Here is a 20398-nt window from a genome sequence, read left to right on the forward strand (position 1 = left end):
GCCCGCGCCCGAGCGTCACAGGTGTGTCGGGGCGAACATCCGCAGCAGGGCCGGGAGGACGACCACCGAAGGACCCGGTCCGGCGAACGCCTTCGTCAGGTCCTCCGCGAGCGATTCGGGGCTCGTGCGGACCGCCGGGACGCCGAAGGACTCGGCGAGGGCGACGAAGTCCGGGCGGGCCAGCTCGGTCGCCGTGGCCTCGCCGAAGGCGTCCGTCATGTACGCGCGGAGGATGCCGTAGCCGCCGTCGTCGACGATCAGCCAGGTCACCGGCAGGTCGTACTGGCGCGCGGTGGCGAGTTCCGCGATCGAGTACATCGCGCCGCCGTCGCCGGAGACGGCGAGCACCGGACGGGTGGGGTCGGCGACCGCCGCGCCCAGCGCCGCCGGGAAGCCGTAGCCGAGGCCGCCCGCGCCCTGCGCCGAGTGCATGGTGCCCGGGCGGCGGGCGTCGAACGCCGACCAGGCCCAGTACGCCAGGATCGTCATGTCCCAGAAGCTGGGCGAGTCGTCCGGCAGCGCCGCGCGCACCGAGGCGAGGATCTGCTGCTCCAGGGTCAGTTCCTGGGCGTCGATCCGGGCCCGTACCGCGCTCAGCACGCCCCGTACCGACTCGGCGGCCGACGGGTCCTCGCGCTCCGGCACCGTCTCCAGCAGGGCGGACAGTGCGAGGCGCGCGTCCGCGTGGATGCCGAGCGCCGGGTGGTTGGACTCCAGTTTGCCGAGGTCCGCCTCGATCTGGATCACCCGGCCGCGCGGGGCGAACGTGTGGTAGTTCGAGGAGAGTTCGCCGAGCCCGGACCCGACGACGAGCAGCACGTCGGCCGACTCCAGGAAGTCGGTGGTGTGCCGGTCCTCCAGCCAGGACTGGAGGGAGAGCGGGTGCTCCCACGGGAAGGCGCCCTTGCCGCCGAAGGTGGTGACGACCGGAGCGTCGAGCCTCTCGGCGAGCGCGAGCAGCTTGCCGGACGCGTCGGAGCGGACGACTCCGCCGCCCGCGATGATCGCCGGCCGGGCGGCGTTCGACAGCAGGTCGGCGGCGACGGCGGTCAGTTCGGGGCGCGGCACGACGTCCTCGGGCGCGGCGTCCATGGCGGTGACCACCGGCAGCGTCGTCTCCGCGAGGAGGACGTCCTGCGGGATCTCCACCCACACCGGCCCGTGCGGGGCGGTCAGCGCCGACTCCCACGCGGCCGCGATGGCGGACGGGATCTGGGAAGCGGTGCGCACCACGTGCACGGACTTGACGATGTCGCGGAACGACGCCTGCTGGTCGCGCAGTTCGTGCAGATAGCCGTGGCGGCCGCCGCCGAGCCCGGCCGTGGGGACCTGGCTGCCGATCGCCAGCACGGGCGCGGACGCCGCGGCCGCCTCCTGGAGGGCGGCCAGGGACATCAGCGCGCCGGGCCCGGTCGACAGCAGCAGCGGCGCGGCCTCGCCGGTGACCCGGCCGTACGCGTCGGCGGCGAAGCCCGCGTTGTTCTCCACTCGCAGCCCGACGTACCGCAGGGGCGAGCGGCGCAGCGCGTCGAACATGCCCAGCGCGTGCTGGCCGGGCAGGCCGAAGACGGTCGTCGCGCCGAGCCCGGAGAGGGTCTCGACGACGAGGTCGCCGCCGTTGCGGCCGGCCGGAGGATTCAGCGCGGCCTCGGTCTGGGCGGCGGTGGGGCGCAGCACCAGGTCGTGGTCGTGGGTCACTGCGACGCCCTCGCGTCCGCGATCTGCCGGGACATGATCGTGGTCAGCTCGTACGCGGTGTGCGAGGCGGCGACCGACGTGATCTCGGCGTGGTCGTAGGCCGGGGCGACCTCGACGACGTCGGCGGAGACCAGGTTGCAGGACGCGAGGCCGCGCAGGATCTCCAGCAGCTCCCGGGAGGTCATGCCGCCCGCCTCGGGGGTGCCGGTGCCGGGGGCGTGCGCCGGGTCGAGGCAGTCGATGTCGATGGAGATGTACAGCGGGCGGTCGCCGATGCGCTGGCGGAGCTGGTCGGCCACCTCGTCGGCGCCGCGGCGGTAGACGTCCGCGGACGTGACGATGCCGAAGCCCATCTTCTCGTCGTCGGTGAGGTCCTGCTTGCCGTACAGCGGGCCGCGGATACCGACGTGGGAGAGGGCGGAGGTGTCGAGGATGCCCTCCTCGACGGCCCGGCGGAACGGGGTGCCGTGGGTGTACTCCGCGCCGAAGTAGGTGTCCCAGGTGTCGAGGTGGGCGTCGAAGTGCAGCAGGGCGACCGGGCCGTGCTTCTTGGCGACCGAGCGCAGCAGCGGCAGCGCGATGGTGTGGTCGCCGCCGAGCGTCATCAGCCGGGCGCCGCTGCCGATCAGGTCGTCGGCGGCGGCCTCGATGGTGTCGACGGCCTCATTGATGTTGAACGGGTTGGCCGCGATGTCGCCCGCGTCCGCGACCTGGGCGAGCGCGAAGGGCGAGGCGTCCTGCGCCGGGTTGTAGGGGCGCAGGAGCCTCGACGCCTCGCGGATCGCGTTGCCGCCGAAGCGCGCGCCGGGGCGGTAGGAGACCCCGGAGTCGAAGGGGACGCCGACCACTGCGACGTCGGCGCGGCCGACCTCGTCGAGCCTGGGCAGCCGGGCGAACGTGGCGGGTCCGGCGTACCGCGGGATGCGGGAGGAGTCGACGGGGCCGCGCGGCTGCTCGTTGCTGCTCATGTGAAGATGCCTTCTTTCCTACGCTTCGTGGCGCTTCATTGCGCTTCAGTGCGGTTGTACGACTTTAACTGGGCACGGCTCAGCTGTGTACGGCGGCCGGTTCAGCCGCCGGGGGCTCGGGCCGCTCCTCCTCGCCGCCGCGGCCCGCGAGCCGCTCGCGCCAGTGGGCGAGCACCGCCGCGTCGGTGGGCGGGGTGGCCAGGCTGACGGCCACGTACGCGGCGAGGGAGGCGAGCAGCCCGTAGTAGACGGGCTGGTTGGCCAGGATGCCGTACGCCGCCATCAGGCCGATCACCGAGCAGCCACCGACGACGACCGCGGACAGCGCGCCGTACACGGTGCCGCGCTTCCACAGCAGGCCGCCGAGGATCGGTACGAGCAGCCCGCCGACGAGCAGGTTGTAGGCGACGGTCAGCGCCTCGACGACGTTGTTGAGCGCGATGGCGATGCCGATGACGCCGACGCCCATGATCAGGATGAACGCCCGGTTGCCCCTCACCTCGTCCCGCTCCGGGCCCTTGTGCGCGAGGCCCCGCAGCCGCGACCAGATGTCGTTGTTGGCGACGGTTGCGCACGCGATGAGCGCGCCGGACGACGTGGACATCACGGCGGCGAGGGCGGCGGCCAGCACCAGGCCGCGCACGCCCATGGGGAGCTCGTCCTTGACGATGGTGGCGAAGGCGTCGTCGGCGTTGGCGAGGTTCGGGTAGAGGACCTTGGCCGCGGTGCCGATGACCGCGCCGGCGAGGGCGTAGACGAGGCAGTACGTACCGGCGACGGTGCCGCCGTAGCGGGCGACCTTGTCGCTGCGGGCGGTGAACACCCGCTGCCAGATGTCCTGTCCGATCAGCATGCCGAAGGTGTAGATCAGGACGTAGGTGAAGATCGTCTCGCCGCCGACGCCGAGGGGGGTGAAGTACTCGGTGGGCAGCGCGGCCTTCATCTCGCTGAAGCCGCCGGCCTTGACGACCGCGATAGGCAGCAGGAGCAGCAGTACGCCGATCGTCTTGACGACGAACTGCACCATGTCGGTGAGGGTGATCGACCACATGCCGCCGAGCGTCGAGTACGCGACGACGATGGCACCGCCGAGGATGATCGAGGCGGTGCGGTTGAGGTCGAAGAGGACGTCGAAGATCGTGGCGTACGCGATGGTCGAGGTGACCGCGAGCATCAGGGTGTAGGCCCACATCACGACGCCCGAGATGACCCCGGCCTTGCCGCCGTAGCGCAGGTCCAGCATCTCGGAGACGGTGTAGACCTTCAGGCGGGCGATGCGCGCGGAGAAGAAGACCGACAGCGCCAGGAGCCCGAGACCGATGGTGAAGACCATCCAGGCGCCCGAGAGTCCGTACTTGTAGCCGAGGCCCACGCCGCCGATGGTCGACGCGCCGCCGAGGACGATCGCGGCCATGGTGCCGGAGTACATCCAGGGGCCGAGGCGGCGGCCCGCCACCAGGAACTCGCTCTTGGACTTGGCGCGGCGCATGCCCCACCACCCCATGCCGAGCATGCCGGCCAGATAGACGACGATCACTGCGTAGTCGACAGCCATCGGCTTTCCTTCCGTCTCGTCCCCCGGAACAGTCCGAACAGTCCCTGGTCGCCCCGCCCGTGGTCGCGTGGTCCTCGGCGGCCGGTCACGCGGTCCTTGGTGGCGCGGCCCTTGGTGGCGCAGGCTTCGTGGCGCTGGTGAGAGTCGACGGTAGGTGGCCGGAAAGCGGCGTTGAAGTGTACGTTTTATCCATTCTTCCCGCCACCGATGGATGGACCGTCCATGCCGGAGCCCGCAGCGGCCCCACCCACCCCGCCGATCCCGCTGGCCGCGCTCCTCGCCGACCGGGAGCTGGGTCTGCGCCAGCTCGCGGGCCCGCCCGCAGCCGACGGCGCGGTCCTCCATATGGTCCACACCTCGGAGATGGCCGACCCGTATCCCTATCTGCTGGGCGGCGAGCTGCTGCTCAGCGCGGGCGTGCTGCTGAACGACGCGGACCGCTACGTCTCCCGCATCGTCGAGGCGGGCGCGGTGGCGCTCGGCTTCGGCGTGGCCCCCGTCCACGACACGGTGCCCGCGGCGCTGGTCGACGCGTGCGAGCGGCACGGGCTGGCGCTGCTGGAGGTGCCGCCCGCGACCACGTTCACCGCCGTCGCGCGAGCTGTGTGGCGGCTGATGGCGGAGGCCCGCCACCGCGAGCTGCGCCGGGTGACCCGCGCCCAGCAGGGCCTGGCCGCGGCGGCGGCCCGCCCCGACCCGGTACCGGCCGTACTGCACCAGCTCGCGGTACGGCTCGAGGGCTGGGCGGTCCTGCTCGGCCCGGACGGCACACCGCTCTACGCGGCGGGCCGTGAACCGGCGGCCGACGTCGCGGCGGGCGTGGCCCGGCTGGCGCGCGTGGTGAGCCCCGGTGCGTCGCCACGCCCCGCCCCGGCCTCCGCGACCGACCGGGTCGCCGACGCGCACCTCGCCGCGTACGTCCTCGGCGGCAGCCAGGGCCTCGCCCTCGGGCTGGCCACGCCCGCCCGCGAGCCGGGCGACCACACCGTCGCCGGGGTCGCCGTCGTGCTCCTCTCCCTGCTCACCGCCCCGCACCAGGGCGCCGACGCCGCCGGCCGCAGCGCCGCGCTCGTACGGCTGCTGCTCGGCGCGTCACCCGGCGAGACGGCCCCGCTGCTCGGTCCGGGCCCGTGGACGGTGGTCCACGCCCGCGGCGACCGCTCCCCCTTCGCGGCGGCCGCGCTCGGCGCGGCCCTCGGCAGCGCGCTCGTCGACCCCGACGCGGACGGCGCCGTACGGGTCCTGCTCCCGACCGGCCCCGAGGCGACGCCGCAGCCCGGCTGGACGCTCGGCGTGAGCGCCCCCGCCGGCCCCGGCGAACTCGCGGCCGCCGACGCCCAGGCGGCCCGGGCCGTCCGCCACGCGGTCGCCACCCGCAAGGACCTCGTCCATCACCGGACCGCCGACCCCCTCTCCCTCGACGCCGCCCGCCTGCGCCTGGCCCCCCTCGCGGACTCCCCCGCCCTCGTCGAGACGCTGCGCACCTGGCTCTCCCTGCACGGCAGTTGGGACCGCACCGCCGCGGCCATGGACATCCACCGCAACACCGTCCGCCAGCGCATCGGCCGCTGCGCGGCGCTGCTGGACGCCGATCTGGACGACGTGGATGTCCGGATGGAGCTGTGGTTCGCACTGCGGCACGAGTGAGTGGCGGGCGCGGTATCTGGACCGCCGTGGTTCCGTGGGAATCCGACGGCTGTCACCGCCGAAGGCTGTGGCCCCGCACCAATCCCCTTGCCTCGCCCGTGTGTTGGAATTTCCGCATGGTGACTCCCGCTGACGGAACACTGCTTGCGGAACCGGGCGAGCCCGCGCGTCGTCTGCGCACCGAGATCGAGCGGATACGGGACGAGGCGACACGCCAGAAGGTCCTCGCCGACCGGCGGGCCGAACGCTGGAACAAGGCCAACATCCTCCTCGGGTTCCCCGCCGCGCTGCTCGCCGGCACGGCCGGCGCGGCGGGTCTGGCCTCGGCCGACGCCCGCATCCCGGCCGCCCTGCTCGCCCTCGCCTCGGCAGGTTTCGCGGCGGGCGCGGGCTTCCTCCGCGGCGACGTCCGCTGCCGCGCCAACAAGCGCGCCCGTCACGCGTGGGCAGCGGTCGAGGGCCGGGCGACGCTGAAGCTGACGCACGAGCGCCTGACGCCCGAGGACCTCGGCGAACTGCTCGACTGCCGCCAGGCCGCGCTGTCCGCCTACGACGCCGAGGACCCGCCGCCGACTCCGCCGCCCGCACTGCCCCCGGCCTGAACGGGCCCGAGGCGCGCGCCCCGGCTCCGCGCGATGCGGTGCACGTCCCGCAGACTTTCGGCCATCCGCGCCACGACGTAACGGAGTTGGTCGGGAGTGGCCCGGCGGTCGGCGAGCAGGTCGTCCACGTGGTCGAGCAGATCAACGGCCATGCCGAGTTGCACGCTCTCGACGTTGTCGGCGACCCGTGAGACGTAACCGGTCCCGTCGCCGAGCACATAGCAGGGCTTGCCCTCCGGCGTGGCCCAGGGAAGAAGCCGTCCGGCCCCGACCCCGGCCCCGGTCACGCGGTCACCTCCACACCGTGGATCAGCCGGGGCCCGATGTCGATCCCGTGCACCGCCAGCCACAGGGCACGCCGCCGGACCCGCTGCCGACGAGCCTCCTCGCGCCGCTCGTGCGCGACGAGATACGGGCGGACGAGCGGGCTGTCCTCGACCCGCGGTACCGGGTCGGGGGCACAGGTCGGCCTGGGCGGTGGCACAGCCACCGCGGTCCGCGCCCGATGACGCCCCGGCGGGGGCCACATGATCCGCAGCAGCGGCTCGAGAATGCGCGCGATACGGTGCAACACGTCGTCAACTCCAGTGTGGTTGATGGCCACGCCCCCGGACCGGTCACTCGGTCGCGGGGGTCCTGCCTTTTTCGGCATCGCTGTGTAGCGATCCACTCACAGAGTGAGACGTCCCGGACTACGCTGACCAGGGGTTACGAGGTGACAGCGCTTTTGTCGCACGGGAGTTGACGATGAGTAACACCTATGGGGAATGGCTCCGCGCCCAGCGCGAGTCGGCCGGCCTGACCCAACAGGAGCTGGCCGACTCGGCGATCATGACCCGCTCGCACATCGCCCACATCGAGGCGGGCCGCCGCATGCCGTCCAAAGAGGACGCGCGACGGCTGGACAGGGCGCTGAACACGGGAAACGTGCTGAGCAGCTTTCTGCCGCAGGAGGACGTGGCGGTCGCGGACTACTTCGAGGCGGCGCGCCAACTCGAACAACAGGCGACGGTGATCCAGGAGTTCGCACTGTCGTACGTGCCCGGCATCCTCCAGACCGAGGCGTACGCACGTGCCGTTCTGGCCCCATGGTTCCCTCTCCGGAGTGAAGGGGAGTGTGACAGGCTCCTTGTCACACGGCTGGAGCGAGGCAAGGTGCTCAGCGACCCGGTCACTCCGCTGTTCTGCGCCCTCCTGGACGAAGCAGTGCTGCACCGCCACGTCGGGAGCCCGAAGGTCATGGCCGAACAGCTCGCCCACATCGTTCACCTGGCCGAGCGGGGCCGCATCCGCGTGCATGTACTCCCGTTCGATGTCGGCCACCACCCGCTCCTACAAGGAATGTTGTCGCTCATGGCGTTCGACGACCAGCCTCCCGCCGCCTACGGCGAAGGAGTACTCATGGGCAGGCTGCACGACTCCCCTGCCCTGGTTGAGACACTGCAGCGCACATACACTCTCGCCCTGGGCGATGCACTGACCCGCAAGGATTCGATCGCGCTTCTACGGGCGAAGGCAAAGGAATACGAGCACCATGACTGAGCGCACCTTCCCGAACGGGGCGGAGTTGCGCAGCTGGCGCAAGTCGTCCTACAGCGGCGGCGACGGCGGCAGCTGCGTCGAGGTTCTGGACGGCCACCCCACCGACGTCCCTGTACGCGACTCCAAGAACCCGCACGGCCCCGCACTCGCGTTCCAGCACGCGGCCTGGTCCGCATTCATCACGGACCTGAAGCGCCCCGGCCGCTAACGCGCCCCGCTCAACCGCCCGCGCCCACCCCGTTGTTCGGCGCCCCGTCGCCCTCGGGGGGCAGGTCGCCGCGTTCGACCGGTTGGCCGGCGTCCTCGCGCGCCGGGGGCAGGACGTCGTCCAGCTCCGCGTCGCTCGCGGCGTGCGCGGCCTCGGCCGCCTTGCGGAGGGTGGGCCGGTCGACCGCCGCCGTGTCGGCGTTGAGACGTACCAGGCGGCCGTCCACCTCGGTCGCGTACTCGTGCTGCGTGCCGCTCGTGCGGTACCAGCTCTCGCCGTCCCGCACACAGTCGACGGCGCCGCCCGTGCCGCCGGTGCCGACGCCGACGGGGACCTTCGGGCAGGTCGCGGCGTCCATGGAGCCCCGGTCGACGCCGAGGCGTATCTGCGCGTCCGCGCCCTGCTTCACGTACGTCGCGGAGAAGCCGTCGCCGCCGAGGACGCCCACGGACTGCTTGGCGAGCTCGTAGCCCGGCACCTCGGTGACGTACACGTTCTCGATCGCCACCTGGGCGGCCCGGGCGCGTGACTCCAGCTCGGCCCGGTCGGCTCCGCTCCCGGCGGTCTCCGTGCCGCAGCCGGCCAGCACGACGGACACTGCGCCGGACATCGCGGCAGTCACGGGCAACAGAGGGCGCGGCAGACGCGCAGCAGGCTCCATGGGGATCATGGTGTCGCACTGCGTTCGCCGCCGTGGGGACCGTGTCCCGTTCGTTGTCGTGCCGGGGTCGTGCCGGGACCTTCCCGGACGCCGGACCCGGCCACACATTGACCGGCCGGGCAGAGCGGCCGTAACGTGCGTCACACCAGCGGACAATCTTGCATTGGTCGGACTATGGGTACTTTGCGCGAAAATCCCCGCAGGGGTGGCATATTCACCGGCACTGCCGTACTCGCGGCGCTCCTGCTCTCCACACTCACCGCCTGCGGGGCGCAGAGCTCCGCGTCCGAGCCCGCGGCCGACCGCGCTCCGCAGGTCGCCCTGCAGGCCGGAACGTCCTCATTGGACACGGCCCTCGCGGTCCAGGCCACGGCCCAGCACGCAGCCGCCGAGAACGCCGCCGCTCAGCCGCGCGACGCCCGGCCCACCACCGCCTCCACCTCCACCTCCACCGGCAACGAGGGCCTCTGCACCACGGACCCCGCCGACCGCCAGAACTGCCGTAACCCCGGAGGCACGATCGATCCGGACGGCGGCGATCTCGACGGCGACGGCGTCTTCGAGGCGCACGAGCCGGTCGGCCCCGGCTACAAGGACCCCCGCGCGTACGACGGCGGCAGGACGTCCGGGGAGACGCAGTGCACGTGGCTGCGCTCGCAGGGAATCGCCTGCTGACAGCGGTCCCGGCACTCGCGACACCGACACCCGAACGAGGGCCCCGTCATGTGACGGGGCCCTCGTCACATCGCGGGCGTGGGCAGCATCACTATGGACACTTTCAACAACCGCCCGGTAACTTTGACTGAGCAAGCGCTTAGAAATTGTGGCGATTGCTGCGTATCCACCCAGTCACTGACTCAGTCACGAGGAGGCGTCCGTGCGCCGTACCGTTTTCAACGAGGACCACGAGGCGTTCCGGGACACCATCCGCGCCTTCATCGAGGCGGAGGTCGTCCCCGTCTACGACGAGTGGTTCGCTGCGGGCCAGGCGCCGCGCGACTTCTACTACAAGCTCGGTGAGCTGGGCGTCTTCGGCATCAACGTGCCCGAGGAGTTCGGCGGCGCGGGCCTGGACACGCACAAGTTCGAGGCCGTGCTGTACGAGGAGACCGCGCGCGCGGGCGTCAACTTCGGCGGCTCCGGCGTGCACGTGCTGCTCGCCCTGCCCTACATCAAGGCGCTCGCCACCGACGAGCAGAAGAAGCGCTACCTGCCGAAGTTCGTCTCCGGCGAGGAGATGTGGGCGCTCGCGATGACCGAGCCGGGCACCGGCTCCGACCTCGCGGGCATGAAGAGCACCGCCAAGCTCTCCGAGGACGGCACGCACTACGTCCTCAACGGCTCCAAGACCTTCATCACCGGCGGTGTGCACGCGGACCGCGTGATCGTGTGCGCCCGTACGGACGCGCCGACCGCCGAGGACCGCCGCCACGGCATCTCGCTCTTCGCCGTGGACACCAAGTCCGCGGGCTACTCGGTCGGCCGCAAGCTGGACAAGCTGGGCCTGAAGACCTCGGACACCGCCGAGCTGGCCTTCGTCGACGTCAAGGTCCCGGTCGAGGACCTGATGGGCGAGGAGAACAAGGGCTTCTACTACCTCGGCCAGAACCTGCCGTCCGAGCGCTGGGGCATCGCGTTCGGCGCGTACGCCCAGGCGAAGGCGGCCGTCCGGTTCGCCCAGGAGTACGTGCAGGACCGCACGGTCTTCGGCAAGACCGTGGCGTCCTTCCAGAACACCAAGTTCGAGCTGGCCGCCTGCAAGGCCGAGGTGGACGCGGCGGAGGCCGTCGTCGACCGCGCCACGGAGGCGCTGGACGCCGGTGAGCTCACCGCCGCCGAGGCCGCGTCCGCGAAGCTGTTCTGCACCGAGGTCGCGCACCGCGTCATCGACCGCTGCCTCCAGCTGCACGGCGGCTACGGGTTCATGAACGAGTACCCGATCGCCCGCCTGTACGCCGACAACCGTGTCAACCGCATCTACGGCGGCACCAGCGAGGTCATGAAGATGATCATCGCCAAGGACATGGGCCTGTAGGCACAGCCCGAACCAGTACGTTCCTTCCATGAGTTCAGCACTCGACGAGCTGCTCGATCTGCTCGACCTGGAGCAGATCGAGCAGAACATCTTCCGCGGCAGCTCCCGGTCCGCCGTCGTCCCCAGGGTCTTCGGCGGGCAGGTCGCGGCCCAGGCGCTGGTCGCCGCGGGCCGCACGGTCCCGGCGGACCGCACGGCGCACTCCCTGCACTCGTACTTCCTGCGCATGGGAGACCCCGGCGCGCCGATCGTCTACACGGTCGACCGCATCCGCGACGGCGGCTCGTTCACGACCCGCCGCGTGGTCGCGGTCCAGCACGGGCAGCCGATCTTCCACCTCTCCGCGTCGTTCCAGACGTACGAGGAGGGCCTGGAGCACCAGGCGGAGATGCCGGCCGCCCCGGCGCCGGAGACGCTGCCCACGGCGGCCGAGCTGCTGCCGCGCTACGCGGACCGGTTCATGGATCCGGGCGTGGTGGACCGGCTGCTCGAAGCACGGGCGGCGGTGGATCTGCGGTACGTGGACGAGCCGCCGTACGCCACGGCGGGCCGGCCGCGCGAGCCGCGCTCCCAGGTGTGGTTCCGCGCGAACGGCAAACTCGCCGACGACTCCCTGCTGCACGTCTGCCTGGCGACGTACGTCTCCGACATGACCCTGCTCGACTCGGTGCTCCTGGCGCACGGGCGGGGTGGCTGGGCGGTCGGCGACGTGGTCGGCGCGTCGCTGGACCACGCGATGTGGTTCCACCGGCCGTTCCGCGCGGACGAATGGCTGCTGTACGACCAGGAGTCACCGTCCGCCTCCGGCGGCCGCGGCCTGGGCCAGGCCCGCATCTGGACCCAGGACGGACGCCTGGCGATCACGGTCATTCAGGAGGGCGTGGTCCGCGTCCCCCGCCGCTGAGAACCCCCCGCACTCGCACGCCCGCACGCCCGCTGCTCAGGCAGCGGGCGTGTGCGCGTTGAACACCACACGCGAGGTGTCACCGTCCACGGGCCGCTCCCCCGCCCCGCCTCAGCGCCCCGCCGTCGGGACCGGCAGGAGGGCCGACAGGAGGAAGCCGCCGTCCGGGGTCGGGGTCGTGGTCAGGGTGCCGCCGAGGGCCGCCGCGCGGGTGCGCAGGCCGGGGAGGCCGTGGCCGCCCTCGTCCGGGGCCGGGCAGGGGGACGGCGGCGGGGCGTTGCTGACGGTGATGCGCAGGCCGTCGCCGGCGCGGCGGACCGAGACCGCCGCCGAGGCGCCAGGGGCGTGGCGGCGGATGTTCGTCAGCGCTTCCTGCACGATGCGGTACGCGGTGTGCTGGACGGCCGGCGGGCAGTCGCCCGGATCGAGGTGCGCCGAGTGGACGATGTCGCGGGCCGCTTCGAGCAGTTCCGGCAGCCGGTCCAGGCCGGGGCCGTCGTGGCGGATGGCCCGGCGCAGGTCGGCCGCGGCCCGGCGGCCGAGTTCGCCCAGGGCGGCCGCCTCCTCCCGGTACGGGGCGGACTCCGCCGTCGCGGCGAGCGCGCCGCAGCGCAGGCTGATCAGGCTCAGATGGTGGGCGGCCGTGTCGTGCACGTCGCGGGCCAGCCGCTCCCGTTCCCGCAGCGCGGCCTGCTCGGCGGCGTAGCGGCGCTCCCGCTCCCGGGACAGGGCCAGTTCGGCGAGGCGGCCGGCGAGTTCGGCGCGGGCGCGGCCCAGCAGGCCGAGGGCGGCCGGGGCGACGGCCAGCAGCCCGGCGAGCATGACGCCGAGGACGGTGTCGGGCAGCGTCCAGACGTACTCCCCGAGGTCCCGCCACGGCACGAACGCCACGACGGCGACGGCCGCCGACCCGGCGACCACCTCGCCGCGGCGGCGCTCGGACGCGGCGAGTGCGTGCAGCGCGCACAGCGTCGGCAGCCACAGCACGCCGGTCGCGAGGGTGGGCAGCGCGAGGACGAGCACGGTCCGGGGAAAGCGCCTGCGCAGGACGAGGGCGCCGGCGACGACGAGCCCGCCCGCGGCCATCCAGTCGGCCAGCCAGGCGCGGGTGGCCAGGACCTCGGCGACGGCCAGGGTGACGACGAGGGCTTCGACCGCCCAGGATCGCGGGGTCATCCCTGGTGCCCTCCGCTCCTCGCCCGGTGGACGACGGCCGCCAGGCCCACCCGGCTGGTGACGGCGAGCTTCCGCTTCAGCGCGCCGATGTGCGTCTTGACCGTGGTCACGCCCATGCCGAGGTGCGTGGCGATGTCGGCGTTGGGAAGCCCGGCCGCGATCAACTCGAGGACGTCGCGCTCCCGGTCGGTGAGGCCGGACAGCTCGTCGGGGCCGGCGGGCGCGGCGGCCGGGGCGGAGCGGGTCCAGCGGCCGAGGACCGCGGCGCTGCCGGGCGGCGTGCAGATCACCCCGCCGGCGGCCAGCAGCCGCACGGCGTCCACAAAGAGGCGCGGCTCCGTCGTCTTGAGCAGAAAGCCGGACGCGCCGCCGCGCAGCGCGCGCTCCACATGGTCGGCCCGGTCGAGGGCCGTGAGCATGGCCACCACGGGCGGCTCGGGCAGCGCCCGCAGGTCGCGCAGCACATCGAGGCCGCCCGCTCCCGGCATGTCGATGTCGAGCAGCACCACGTCGGGGGCGAACCGCCGGGCCGCGGCGACGGCGTCGGGCCCGTCGCAGGCGGCGGCGACGGTCACGGCGTCGGCGGAATCGAGGATGCGGTGCAGCGCGGTACGTACGAGTTCCTCGTCGTCGACGAGGAGCACACGCACCGGCGGCCTCAAGTCGTAGAGCAAAGGTCGTCCTGTGGTGTGAGCGATGCGGTGCCTGCTGCTGCGAGCCTGGATGCAGATCCTAGGACGCCACAAGCGCCCGCCCGGATCCCCGGGGGCCCGACCGCCCTCCGGGACCGCCACGCCGCCCGGGCAGCCGGGCCCGTCCCGGGAAGGGGAACCGATGGGTGCGGTACCCCCGGCCGAGGAGGAACCGTCGCACGCCGCCGAACCGGCGCGTGACGCGGCCGGGACCGACGGATGGGCGCAGGCGTCCCCCCACGCCCGGGCGGCGTGGACCATCGGTGGCGCCGTACTGATCGTCGTGGCGGTGGCGCTGTCCCGCTCGTGCGCGAGTGGACTGCGGACTTCACCACGGGGTTCCGTTACGCGCTGAGGCTCATCGCCCGCGGCGCGCTCGCCCTGATGCTGCTGGCGGGCACGTACTGCGTCGTGCGCGGCCGCTGGCGCCGCTGACACCGCCACCGCGCACCGGCGCGGCCGACACCGGCCGCCCCCGCCGTCATGCCTGTGCCGTGAGGCCCGCCGCATCCAGCAGGTACGCCGTCATCGGGTCGTAGAAGCGCGGGTCGGTGACGTGGTCGTCCAGCGGGACGGTCACCTGGAGGGTGCCCTCGGCCTCGCCGATGAACAGCGCCGGGTCGTTGCAGTCCGCGTAGCCGATGGAGTCCAGCCCGCGCTGGCCCGCGCAGCCCGCCCAGCCGTGGTCGGCCACGACCAGGTCCGGCAGGGGCCGGTGGTCCCGCGCCAGGCCGTCGAGGATCGCGGCCATCGGGGCCGGCGAGTGGGTGTGCCAGAGGGTCGCGCCGCGCTCCAGCATGGCGACGTCGGCGAACTGGAAGACCATGCCCTCGTCGGCGAAGAGCCCGCCCGGAATCCGTACGATCTCGCAGCCGGCCGCCCGCAGCGCCGCGGCGGTCTGCCGGTGCACGTCGAGCAGCCCGCCGGGGTGCCCGGTCGCGAAGAGCACCCGCTCCTTGGCGGCGGCCGCCTTGCGCAGCCGCGCGGCCATGCGCTCGAGCGCGTCGACGGTGAGCTCGGGGTCGATGGTGTCCTGCCCCTGCCGGTGCTCCGGGTCGTCGCTGACGCCGCACCGCTCGGCCATGACGGCGAGCACGTCCTGCTCGTCGCTCCAGCGGTCGCCGAGCTCCAGCCCGAGCCAGTAGTGCCGGTCGCCGTTGGCCAGCTTGCGATAGTGGGAGAGGTTGTTGTCGCGTGGTGTGGCGACGTCTCCGGCGATACGTGAGCGGACGAGGTGGTCGACAAGTGCGGCGCGGCTGGGTATCGGCATGGACCCATTGTGCCGTGGGGTGCGCGGAGCGTGTCGACCGTATTGGCCCGTGGGACGCGGGGCGCCGCACGGGGCGCTTCCGGGCCGCGTGTGCGCCTCACGGCGCCACGGCACCGGGGCAGCGGCCCGGACGTGCCTACGGCGTCGCGAGCGACGCGAACGCGCCGTGCGCGAGGCGCCTGAGCAGCTCCTCCGTCGCCGTGCGGCGCAGCGGGCCGCCGCCGCCCGCCTGGAGGTGCGGGGTCGAGTTCAGCAGGCCGAAGACGGCGTGCACGGCCGCCCGCGCCTCGGACTCGGCGACCTCGGGGTACAGCTCGCGGACCACGGTCACCCACAGCTCCACGTACTGGCGCTGGAGCCGGCGCACCCGCTTCCGGTCGCTGTCCCGGAGGCGGTCCAGCTCGCGGTCGTGCAGGGTGATCAGCGGGCGGTCGTCGAGTGCGAAGTCGATGTGGCCGTCGATGAGCGAGGAGAGCAGGGCCTCGGCCCCGGTTCCCGCCTCCTCGACCCGCAGCCGCCCGCCGTCGAGGAGGCGCTCACTGATGCCGACCAGCAGCTCCGCCAGCATCGCGTCCTTGCCCGCGAAGTGGCGGTACAGGCCCGGGCCGCTGATGCCGACCGCGGCTCCTATCTCGTCGACCCCCACGCCGTGGAAACCGCGCTCCGCGAAGAGGCGCGCGGCCTCCTTGAGGATCTGCTCGCGGCGGGTCGGCGCCGCGGTCCTTGTGCTCATGAACATTCATTCTAGACAGAGCGGTTAGCGGTCGTTAACCTGGACGCAACACGTTAACGCTCATTAACCGAGCAAGGGAGCTCGATCGATGCAGCAGGCACCAGTGCTGACGAGCGCCGCGGACCCGGCGTCCGAGGCCTGGCAGGCCAATGAGGCGGCACACCAGGAGCTCGCCGACGGCTTGCGGTCACGCCTCGCGGCGGCCCGCCTCGGTGGCGGCGAGAAGGCGCGCGCCCGGCACACGGCGCGCGGGAAGCTCCTGCCGAGGGACCGGGTGGACACCCTGCTCGACCCCGGCTCGCCCTTCCTGGAGCTGGCGCCCCTCGCGGCCGAGGGGATGTACGAGGGGCAGGCCCCGGCCGCCGGGGTGATCGCCGGTATCGGCCGGGTCAGCGGCCGCGAGGTCGTCGTCGTGGCGAACGACGCGACCGTCAAGGGCGGCACGTACTACCCGATGACGGTGAAGAAGCATCTGCGGGCCCAGGAAGTGGCGCTGGAGAACCGCCTCCCCTGTGTCTATCTGGTCGACTCGGGCGGCGCGTTCCTGCCGATGCAGGACGAGGTCTTCCCCGACCGGGACCACTTCGGGCGGATCTTCTACAACCAGGCCCGGATGTCCGGCGCGGGCATCCCGCAGATCGCGGCGGTCCTCGGCTCGTGCACCGCCGGCGGGGCGTACGTCCCGGCGATGAGCGACGAGGCCGTGATCGTGCGCAACCAGGGCACGATCTTCCTCGGCGGCCCGCCGCTGGTGAAGGCCGCGACCGGCGAGGTCGTCACCGCGGAGGAGCTCGGCGGCGGCGAGGTGCACTCCCGCGTCTCGGGCGTCACCGACCACCTCGCGGAGGACGACGCGCACGCGCTGCGGATCGTGCGGAACATCGTGGCGACGCTGCCCGCGCGCGGCCCGCTGCCCTGGACGGTCGAGCCGGCCGAGGAGCCCAAGGTCGACCTGGCGGGGCTGTACGGCGCGGTGCCGGTCGACTCCCGCACGCCGTACGACGTCCGCGAGGTCATCGCCCGGATCGCGGACGGCTCGCGCTTCGCCGAGTTCAAGTCGGAGTTCGGCCAGACGCTGGTCACCGGCTTCGCCAGGATCCACGGCCACCCGGTCGGCATCGTCGCCAACAACGGCATCCTGTTCGCCGAGTCGGCCCAGAAGGGCGCGCACTTCATCGAGCTGTGCGACCAGCGCGGCATCCCCCTGCTCTTCCTGCAGAACATCTCCGGCTTCATGGTCGGCAAGGACTACGAGGCGGGGGGCATCGCCAAGCACGGCGCCAAGATGGTCACCGCCGTGGCCTGCACCCGGGTGCCGAAGCTGACGGTCGTCGTCGGCGGTTCGTACGGCGCGGGCAACTACTCGATGTGCGGCCGGGCGTACGGTCCCCGCTTCCTGTGGATGTGGCCCAACGCCAAGATCTCGGTCATGGGCGGCGAGCAGGCCGCGTCCGTGCTGGCGACCGTCAAGCGGGACCAGCTGGAGGGCCGCGGCGAAGAGTGGTCCGCCGAGCAGGAGGAGTCCTTCAAGGACCCGATCCGCGCCCAGTACGAGACCCAGGGCAACGCCTACTACGCGACGGCCCGCCTCTGGGACGACGGTGTGATCGACCCGATGGAGACCCGGCAGGTGCTGGGGCTCGCTCTGACCGCGTGTGCCAACGCCCCGTTGGGGGACGCCGGCTTCGGCGTCTTCCGGATGTGAGGGACCTCAAGACGATGACGATGTTCGACACCGTTCTGGTGGCCAACAGGGGCGAGATCGCCGTACGGGTCATCCGCACCCTGCGGTCGCTCGGCGTGCGCTCCGTGGCCGTCTTCAGCGACGCGGACGCCGACGCCCGCCATGTGCGCGAGGCGGACACGGCCGTCCGCATCGGCCCGGCGCCGGCCGCCGAGAGCTATCTCTCGATCGACCGGCTGCTGGACGCCGCGACCCGCACCGGCGCGCAGGCCGTCCACCCGGGCTACGGCTTCCTCGCGGAGAACGCGGGCTTCGCCCAGACCTGCGCGGAGGCCGGGCTGGTCTTCATCGGCCCGCCCGCCTCCGCGATCTCCCTCATGGGCGACAAGATCCGCGCCAAGGAGACCGTGAAGGCGGCTGGTGTCCCGGTCGTCCCCGGCTCCTCCGGCAGCGGCCTGAGCGACGACGAACTGGCCGCTGCGGCCCGGGAGATCGGCATGCCGGTGCTGCTCAAGCCGTCGGCGGGCGGCGGCGGCAAGGGGATGCGGCTCACCCGCGTCGAGTCCGCGCTGATGGACGAGATCGCGGCGGCCCGGCGCGAGGCCCGTGCCTCCTTCGGCGACGACACACTGCTGGTGGAGCGCTGGATCGACCGCCCCCGGCACATCGAGATCCAGGTGCTGGCCGACGGCCACGGCAATGTGGTCCACCTCGGCGAGCGCGAGTGCTCGCTGCAGCGCCGCCACCAGAAGATCATCGAGGAGGCGCCGTCCGTCCTGCTCGACGAGGCGACGCGCGCCGCGATGGGCGAGGCGGCCGTGCAGGCGGCCCGCTCCTGCGGCTACCAGGGCGCGGGCACGGTGGAGTTCATCGTCCCGGGCACCGACCCCTCGCAGTACTACTTCATGGAGATGAACACCCGCCTCCAGGTCGAGCACCCGGTGACCGAGCTGGTCACGGGCCTCGACCTGGTGGAATGGCAGCTGCGGGTCGCGGCCGGCGAGCCGCTGGCCTTCACCCAGGACGACATCACCCTCACCGGGCACGCGGTCGAGGCCCGTGTCTGCGCCGAGACTGTGTCTTTGAAAGCGGGCGCCCGCGGCTTCCTGCCGTCCGGCGGCACGGTCCTGCGGCTCCAGGAGCCGCAGGGCGACGGCGTGCGCACCGACTCGGGCCTCACCGAGGGCTCGGAGGTCGGCAGCCTGTACGACCCGATGCTCTCGAAGGTCATCGCGTACGGCCCCGACCGCCCGACCGCCCTGCGCAAGCTGCGGGCCGCCCTCGCGGACACCGTCACGCTGGGCGTCCCGACCAACGCGGGTTTCCTGCGCCGTCTGCTCGCTCATCCGGCGGTGGTGTCCGGCGAGCTGGACACCGGCCTGGTGGAGCGCGAGGCGGACACCCTGGTGCCGGACGGCGTCCCGGAGGAGGTGTACGAGGCGGCGGCCGCGGTCAGGGCGCAGGCGCTCGCGCCGGACACGGGCGGCTGGACCGACCCGTTCTCGGTGCCCAACGGCTGGCGGATGGGCGGCCGGCCGGTCCCGCTCGCCTTCCCGCTGCGCGTACCGGGACTTGAGCCCGTCACGCACGCCGCGGACCGGCAGACGGCGCCCCGGGTCGAGGAGCACACCGTCTCGGTGGAGATGCACGGCGTCACCCACACCTTCCACCGCGCGGGCGACTGGCTCGGCCGGGACGGCGACTCCTGGCAGGTCATGGACCACGACCCGGTCGAGGCGTCGCTCAGCGGGGCCGCCCGCTCCGGCGTGGACACCCTGGCCGCGCCGATGCCGGGCACGGTCACCGTCGTCAAGGTCGCCGTCGGCGACGTGGTGACGGCCGGGCAGAGCCTGCTGGTGGTCGAGGCGATGAAGATGGAGCACGTCATCTCCGCGCCGCACGCCGGGACGGTCACCGAGCTCGACGTCACCGCGGGCTCGACCGTCGCCATGGACCAGGTGCTCGCCGTGGTCGTACCGGACGAGACGGCCGCACCGGACGGGGCAGCTGTGCCCGACGGGACGGTGCCCGACAGGACGGCTGTACCGGACGGGACGACAGAGGAGGCCCCGCGATGACCGGAACCGAAGGACTCCCCATGGCCGTGCGCGCCGAGGGCCTGCCCGCCCGGGTGCGCATCCACGAGGTGGGCCCTCGCGACGGCCTGCAGAACGAGAAGGCGGTGGTGCCCACCGAGGTCAAGGCGGAGTTCGTCCGCCGCCTCGCCGGCGCCGGGCTGACCACCGTCGAGGCGACCAGCTTCGTCCACCCCAAGTGGGTGCCCCAACTGGCCGACGCCGAGAAGCTGTTCCCGCTGGTCAGCGACCTCGTCGGCGTACGGCTGCCCGTGCTGGTCCCCAACGACCGGGGCCTGGACCGGGCGCTGGGTCTCGGGGCCCGCGACGTGGCCGTGTTCGCCAGCGCCACGGAGTCGTTCGCCAAGGCCAACCTGAACCGCACGGTGGACGAGGCGCTCGCCATGTTCGAGCCGGTGGTGACCCGGGCCGTCGAGCACGGGCTGCGGGTGCGCGGCTATCTCAGCATGTGCTTCGGCGACCCGTGGGAGGGCCCGGTCCCCGTCGAGCAGGTCGTCCGGGTGACCCGCCGCCTCGCCGACATCGGGTGCGACGAGCTGAGTCTCGGCGACACGATCGGCGTCGCCACGCCCGGCCATGTGGCCGCCCTGCTCACCGCGCTGAACGAGGCGGGCGTGGGGAGCGACCGGCTCGCGGTGCACTTCCACGACACCTACGGCCAGGCCCTCGCCAACACCCTCGCCGCGCTCCAGCACGGCGTGAGCGTCGTCGACTCCTCCGCGGGCGGCCTCGGCGGCTGCCCGTACGCGAAGAGCGCGACCGGGAACCTGGCCACCGAGGACCTCGTCTGGATGCTTCACGGCCTCGGCATCGAAACCGGGGTCGATCTCGGCCGGCTCACCGCCACAAGCGTGTGGATGGCCGAACAGCTGGGCCGCCCCAGCCCTTCCCGTACCGTCCGCGCCCTCTCCCACAAGGAGTGACTCC

Annotated in this window: 21 protein-coding genes; 11 read left to right on the forward strand and 10 right to left on the reverse strand. The window is 72.8% G+C overall.

Annotated features, from left to right (window positions below; all coding sequences use genetic code 11):
* Window positions 1–15: 15 nt before the first annotated feature.
* The 3 genes from ACWD01_RS01630 to ACWD01_RS01640 all read right to left on the reverse strand — a co-directional run bounded on the left by ACWD01_RS01630 (window position 16) and on the right by ACWD01_RS01640 (window position 4221).
* Window positions 16–1698 (reverse strand): thiamine pyrophosphate-binding protein, encoded by a 1683-nt coding sequence (locus ACWD01_RS01630; RefSeq protein ID WP_451156936.1) that lies wholly within the window; start codon window positions 1696–1698, stop codon window positions 16–18.
* Window positions 1695–2666 (reverse strand): agmatinase, encoded by a 972-nt coding sequence (gene speB / locus ACWD01_RS01635; protein WP_451156938.1) that lies wholly within the window; start codon window positions 2664–2666, stop codon window positions 1695–1697. Before speB ends, ACWD01_RS01630 begins: the two co-directional genes overlap by 4 nt.
* Window positions 2667–2745: 79 nt before the next feature.
* Window positions 2746–4221, reverse strand: coding sequence for a sodium:solute symporter (locus tag ACWD01_RS01640; protein ID WP_451156940.1), 1476 nt, complete (start codon window positions 4219–4221; stop codon window positions 2746–2748).
* A gap of 222 nt (window positions 4222–4443) precedes the next feature.
* Here ACWD01_RS01640 and ACWD01_RS01645 point away from each other — a divergent pair, with 222 nt between their 5' ends.
* Window positions 4444–5868 carry a PucR family transcriptional regulator gene (locus ACWD01_RS01645; RefSeq protein WP_451156942.1) on the forward strand — a complete coding sequence of 475 codons (1425 nt, stop codon included), beginning with the start codon at window positions 4444–4446 and terminating at the stop codon, window positions 5866–5868.
* A 116-nt stretch (window positions 5869–5984) separates the two neighbouring features.
* Window positions 5985–6470 carry a hypothetical protein gene (locus tag ACWD01_RS01650; protein ID WP_451156944.1) on the forward strand — a complete coding sequence of 162 codons (486 nt, stop codon included), beginning with the start codon at window positions 5985–5987 and terminating at the stop codon, window positions 6468–6470.
* Here the strand turns inward: ACWD01_RS01650 and ACWD01_RS01655 are convergent.
* Both ACWD01_RS01655 and ACWD01_RS01660 read right to left on the reverse strand, forming a co-directional pair.
* Entirely contained in the window at window positions 6416–6757 is a 342-nt protein-coding gene (locus tag ACWD01_RS01655) for a hypothetical protein (protein WP_451156946.1), read from the reverse strand. The genes ACWD01_RS01650 and ACWD01_RS01655 overlap by 55 nt on opposite strands.
* Window positions 6754–7044, reverse strand: a complete 291-nt coding sequence (locus ACWD01_RS01660; RefSeq protein WP_451156948.1) for a hypothetical protein — start codon at window positions 7042–7044, stop codon at window positions 6754–6756. The genes ACWD01_RS01655 and ACWD01_RS01660 overlap by 4 nt, the downstream gene beginning before the upstream one ends.
* 173 nt (window positions 7045–7217) lie before the next feature.
* On the opposite strand from ACWD01_RS01660, the gene ACWD01_RS01665 reads away from it, so the two are divergent.
* A complete protein-coding gene (locus ACWD01_RS01665) occupies window positions 7218–8012 on the forward strand; it encodes a helix-turn-helix domain-containing protein (RefSeq protein WP_451157363.1) in 795 nt (264 codons plus the stop codon).
* Window positions 8005–8220: a DUF397 domain-containing protein gene (locus tag ACWD01_RS01670; protein ID WP_451156950.1), complete on the forward strand. Its 216-nt coding sequence runs from the start codon at window positions 8005–8007 to the stop codon at window positions 8218–8220. Before ACWD01_RS01665 ends, ACWD01_RS01670 begins: the two co-directional genes overlap by 8 nt.
* A 10-nt stretch (window positions 8221–8230) precedes the next feature.
* Here ACWD01_RS01670 and ACWD01_RS01675 read toward each other — a convergent pair whose 3' ends face one another.
* The gene (locus tag ACWD01_RS01675) at window positions 8231–8830 is read right to left on the reverse strand and encodes a hypothetical protein (protein ID WP_451156952.1); all 600 of its coding nucleotides are present in this window, start codon (window positions 8828–8830) and stop codon (window positions 8231–8233) included.
* Between the two features lie 234 nt (window positions 8831–9064).
* Between ACWD01_RS01675 and ACWD01_RS01680 the strand changes: the two genes are divergently transcribed.
* The 3 genes from ACWD01_RS01680 (at window position 9065) to tesB (ending at window position 11820) form a co-directional block, all read left to right on the forward strand.
* Window positions 9065–9556 carry a hypothetical protein gene (locus ACWD01_RS01680; RefSeq protein ID WP_451156954.1) on the forward strand — a complete coding sequence of 164 codons (492 nt, stop codon included), beginning with the start codon at window positions 9065–9067 and terminating at the stop codon, window positions 9554–9556.
* A gap of 202 nt (window positions 9557–9758) precedes the next feature.
* Entirely contained in the window at window positions 9759–10916 is a 1158-nt protein-coding gene (locus ACWD01_RS01685) for an acyl-CoA dehydrogenase family protein (protein ID WP_451156956.1), read from the forward strand.
* 28 nt (window positions 10917–10944) lie between these two features.
* Window positions 10945–11820 (forward strand): acyl-CoA thioesterase II, encoded by an 876-nt coding sequence (tesB, locus tag ACWD01_RS01690; protein WP_356889596.1) that lies wholly within the window; start codon window positions 10945–10947, stop codon window positions 11818–11820.
* A gap of 111 nt (window positions 11821–11931) precedes the next feature.
* Here tesB and ACWD01_RS01695 read toward each other — a convergent pair whose 3' ends face one another.
* Window positions 11932–12996 (reverse strand): sensor histidine kinase, encoded by a 1065-nt coding sequence (locus tag ACWD01_RS01695; RefSeq protein ID WP_451156958.1) that lies wholly within the window; start codon window positions 12994–12996, stop codon window positions 11932–11934.
* A complete protein-coding gene (locus ACWD01_RS01700; protein ID WP_451156960.1) occupies window positions 12993–13670 on the reverse strand; it encodes a response regulator in 678 nt (225 codons plus the stop codon). Before ACWD01_RS01700 ends, ACWD01_RS01695 begins: the two co-directional genes overlap by 4 nt.
* A 324-nt stretch (window positions 13671–13994) precedes the next feature.
* On the opposite strand from ACWD01_RS01700, the gene ACWD01_RS01705 reads away from it, so the two are divergent.
* Window positions 13995–14123 (forward strand): hypothetical protein, encoded by a 129-nt coding sequence (locus tag ACWD01_RS01705; protein WP_451156962.1) that lies wholly within the window; start codon window positions 13995–13997, stop codon window positions 14121–14123.
* A gap of 46 nt (window positions 14124–14169) precedes the next feature.
* Here ACWD01_RS01705 and ACWD01_RS01710 read toward each other — a convergent pair whose 3' ends face one another.
* Window positions 14170–14958, reverse strand: a complete 789-nt coding sequence (locus ACWD01_RS01710; RefSeq protein ID WP_451156964.1) for a phosphatase — start codon at window positions 14956–14958, stop codon at window positions 14170–14172.
* Window positions 14959–15094: 136 nt separating this feature from the next.
* Window positions 15095–15691 (reverse strand): SACE_7040 family transcriptional regulator, encoded by a 597-nt coding sequence (locus ACWD01_RS01715; protein WP_451156966.1) that lies wholly within the window; start codon window positions 15689–15691, stop codon window positions 15095–15097.
* An 88-nt stretch (window positions 15692–15779) separates the two neighbouring features.
* On the opposite strand from ACWD01_RS01715, the gene ACWD01_RS01720 reads away from it, so the two are divergent.
* Genes ACWD01_RS01720 through ACWD01_RS01730 form a run of 3 tightly spaced genes read left to right on the forward strand, consistent with a single transcriptional unit; the run spans window position 15780 to window position 20394 of the window.
* Window positions 15780–17396 carry a carboxyl transferase domain-containing protein gene (locus ACWD01_RS01720; RefSeq protein WP_451156968.1) on the forward strand — a complete coding sequence of 539 codons (1617 nt, stop codon included), beginning with the start codon at window positions 15780–15782 and terminating at the stop codon, window positions 17394–17396.
* A gap of 20 nt (window positions 17397–17416) precedes the next feature.
* Window positions 17417–19453 (forward strand): acetyl/propionyl/methylcrotonyl-CoA carboxylase subunit alpha, encoded by a 2037-nt coding sequence (locus ACWD01_RS01725; RefSeq protein ID WP_451157365.1) that lies wholly within the window; start codon window positions 17417–17419, stop codon window positions 19451–19453.
* The gene (locus ACWD01_RS01730; RefSeq protein WP_451156970.1) at window positions 19450–20394 is read left to right on the forward strand and encodes a hydroxymethylglutaryl-CoA lyase; all 945 of its coding nucleotides are present in this window, start codon (window positions 19450–19452) and stop codon (window positions 20392–20394) included. The genes ACWD01_RS01725 and ACWD01_RS01730 overlap by 4 nt, the downstream gene beginning before the upstream one ends.
* Window positions 20395–20398 lie beyond the last annotated feature (4 nt).

Source organism: Streptomyces sp. NPDC002835 (assembly GCF_053591995.1).

Coding starts and splice junctions, on each gene's coding strand:
- speB (WP_451156938.1), bottom strand. CDS start 2,666: ATGAGCAGCAACGAGCAGCCGCGCGGCCCCGTCGACTCCTCCCGCATC.
- ACWD01_RS01640 (WP_451156940.1), bottom strand. CDS start 4,221: ATGGCTGTCGACTACGCAGTGATCGTCGTCTATCTGGCCGGCATGCTC.
- ACWD01_RS01645 (WP_451156942.1), top strand. CDS start 4,444: ATGCCGGAGCCCGCAGCGGCCCCACCCACCCCGCCGATCCCGCTGGCC.
- ACWD01_RS01650 (WP_451156944.1), top strand. CDS start 5,985: ATGGTGACTCCCGCTGACGGAACACTGCTTGCGGAACCGGGCGAGCCC.
- ACWD01_RS01665 (WP_451157363.1), top strand. CDS start 7,218: ATGAGTAACACCTATGGGGAATGGCTCCGCGCCCAGCGCGAGTCGGCC.
- ACWD01_RS01670 (WP_451156950.1), top strand. CDS start 8,005: ATGACTGAGCGCACCTTCCCGAACGGGGCGGAGTTGCGCAGCTGGCGC.
- ACWD01_RS01675 (WP_451156952.1), bottom strand. CDS start 8,830: ATGTCCGGCGCAGTGTCCGTCGTGCTGGCCGGCTGCGGCACGGAGACC.
- tesB (WP_356889596.1), top strand. CDS start 10,945: ATGAGTTCAGCACTCGACGAGCTGCTCGATCTGCTCGACCTGGAGCAG.
- ACWD01_RS01695 (WP_451156958.1), bottom strand. CDS start 12,996: ATGACCCCGCGATCCTGGGCGGTCGAAGCCCTCGTCGTCACCCTGGCC.
- ACWD01_RS01710 (WP_451156964.1), bottom strand. CDS start 14,958: ATGCCGATACCCAGCCGCGCCGCACTTGTCGACCACCTCGTCCGCTCA.
- ACWD01_RS01715 (WP_451156966.1), bottom strand. CDS start 15,691: ATGAGCACAAGGACCGCGGCGCCGACCCGCCGCGAGCAGATCCTCAAG.
- ACWD01_RS01720 (WP_451156968.1), top strand. CDS start 15,780: ATGCAGCAGGCACCAGTGCTGACGAGCGCCGCGGACCCGGCGTCCGAG.
- ACWD01_RS01725 (WP_451157365.1), top strand. CDS start 17,417: ATGTTCGACACCGTTCTGGTGGCCAACAGGGGCGAGATCGCCGTACGG.
- ACWD01_RS01730 (WP_451156970.1), top strand. CDS start 19,450: ATGACCGGAACCGAAGGACTCCCCATGGCCGTGCGCGCCGAGGGCCTG.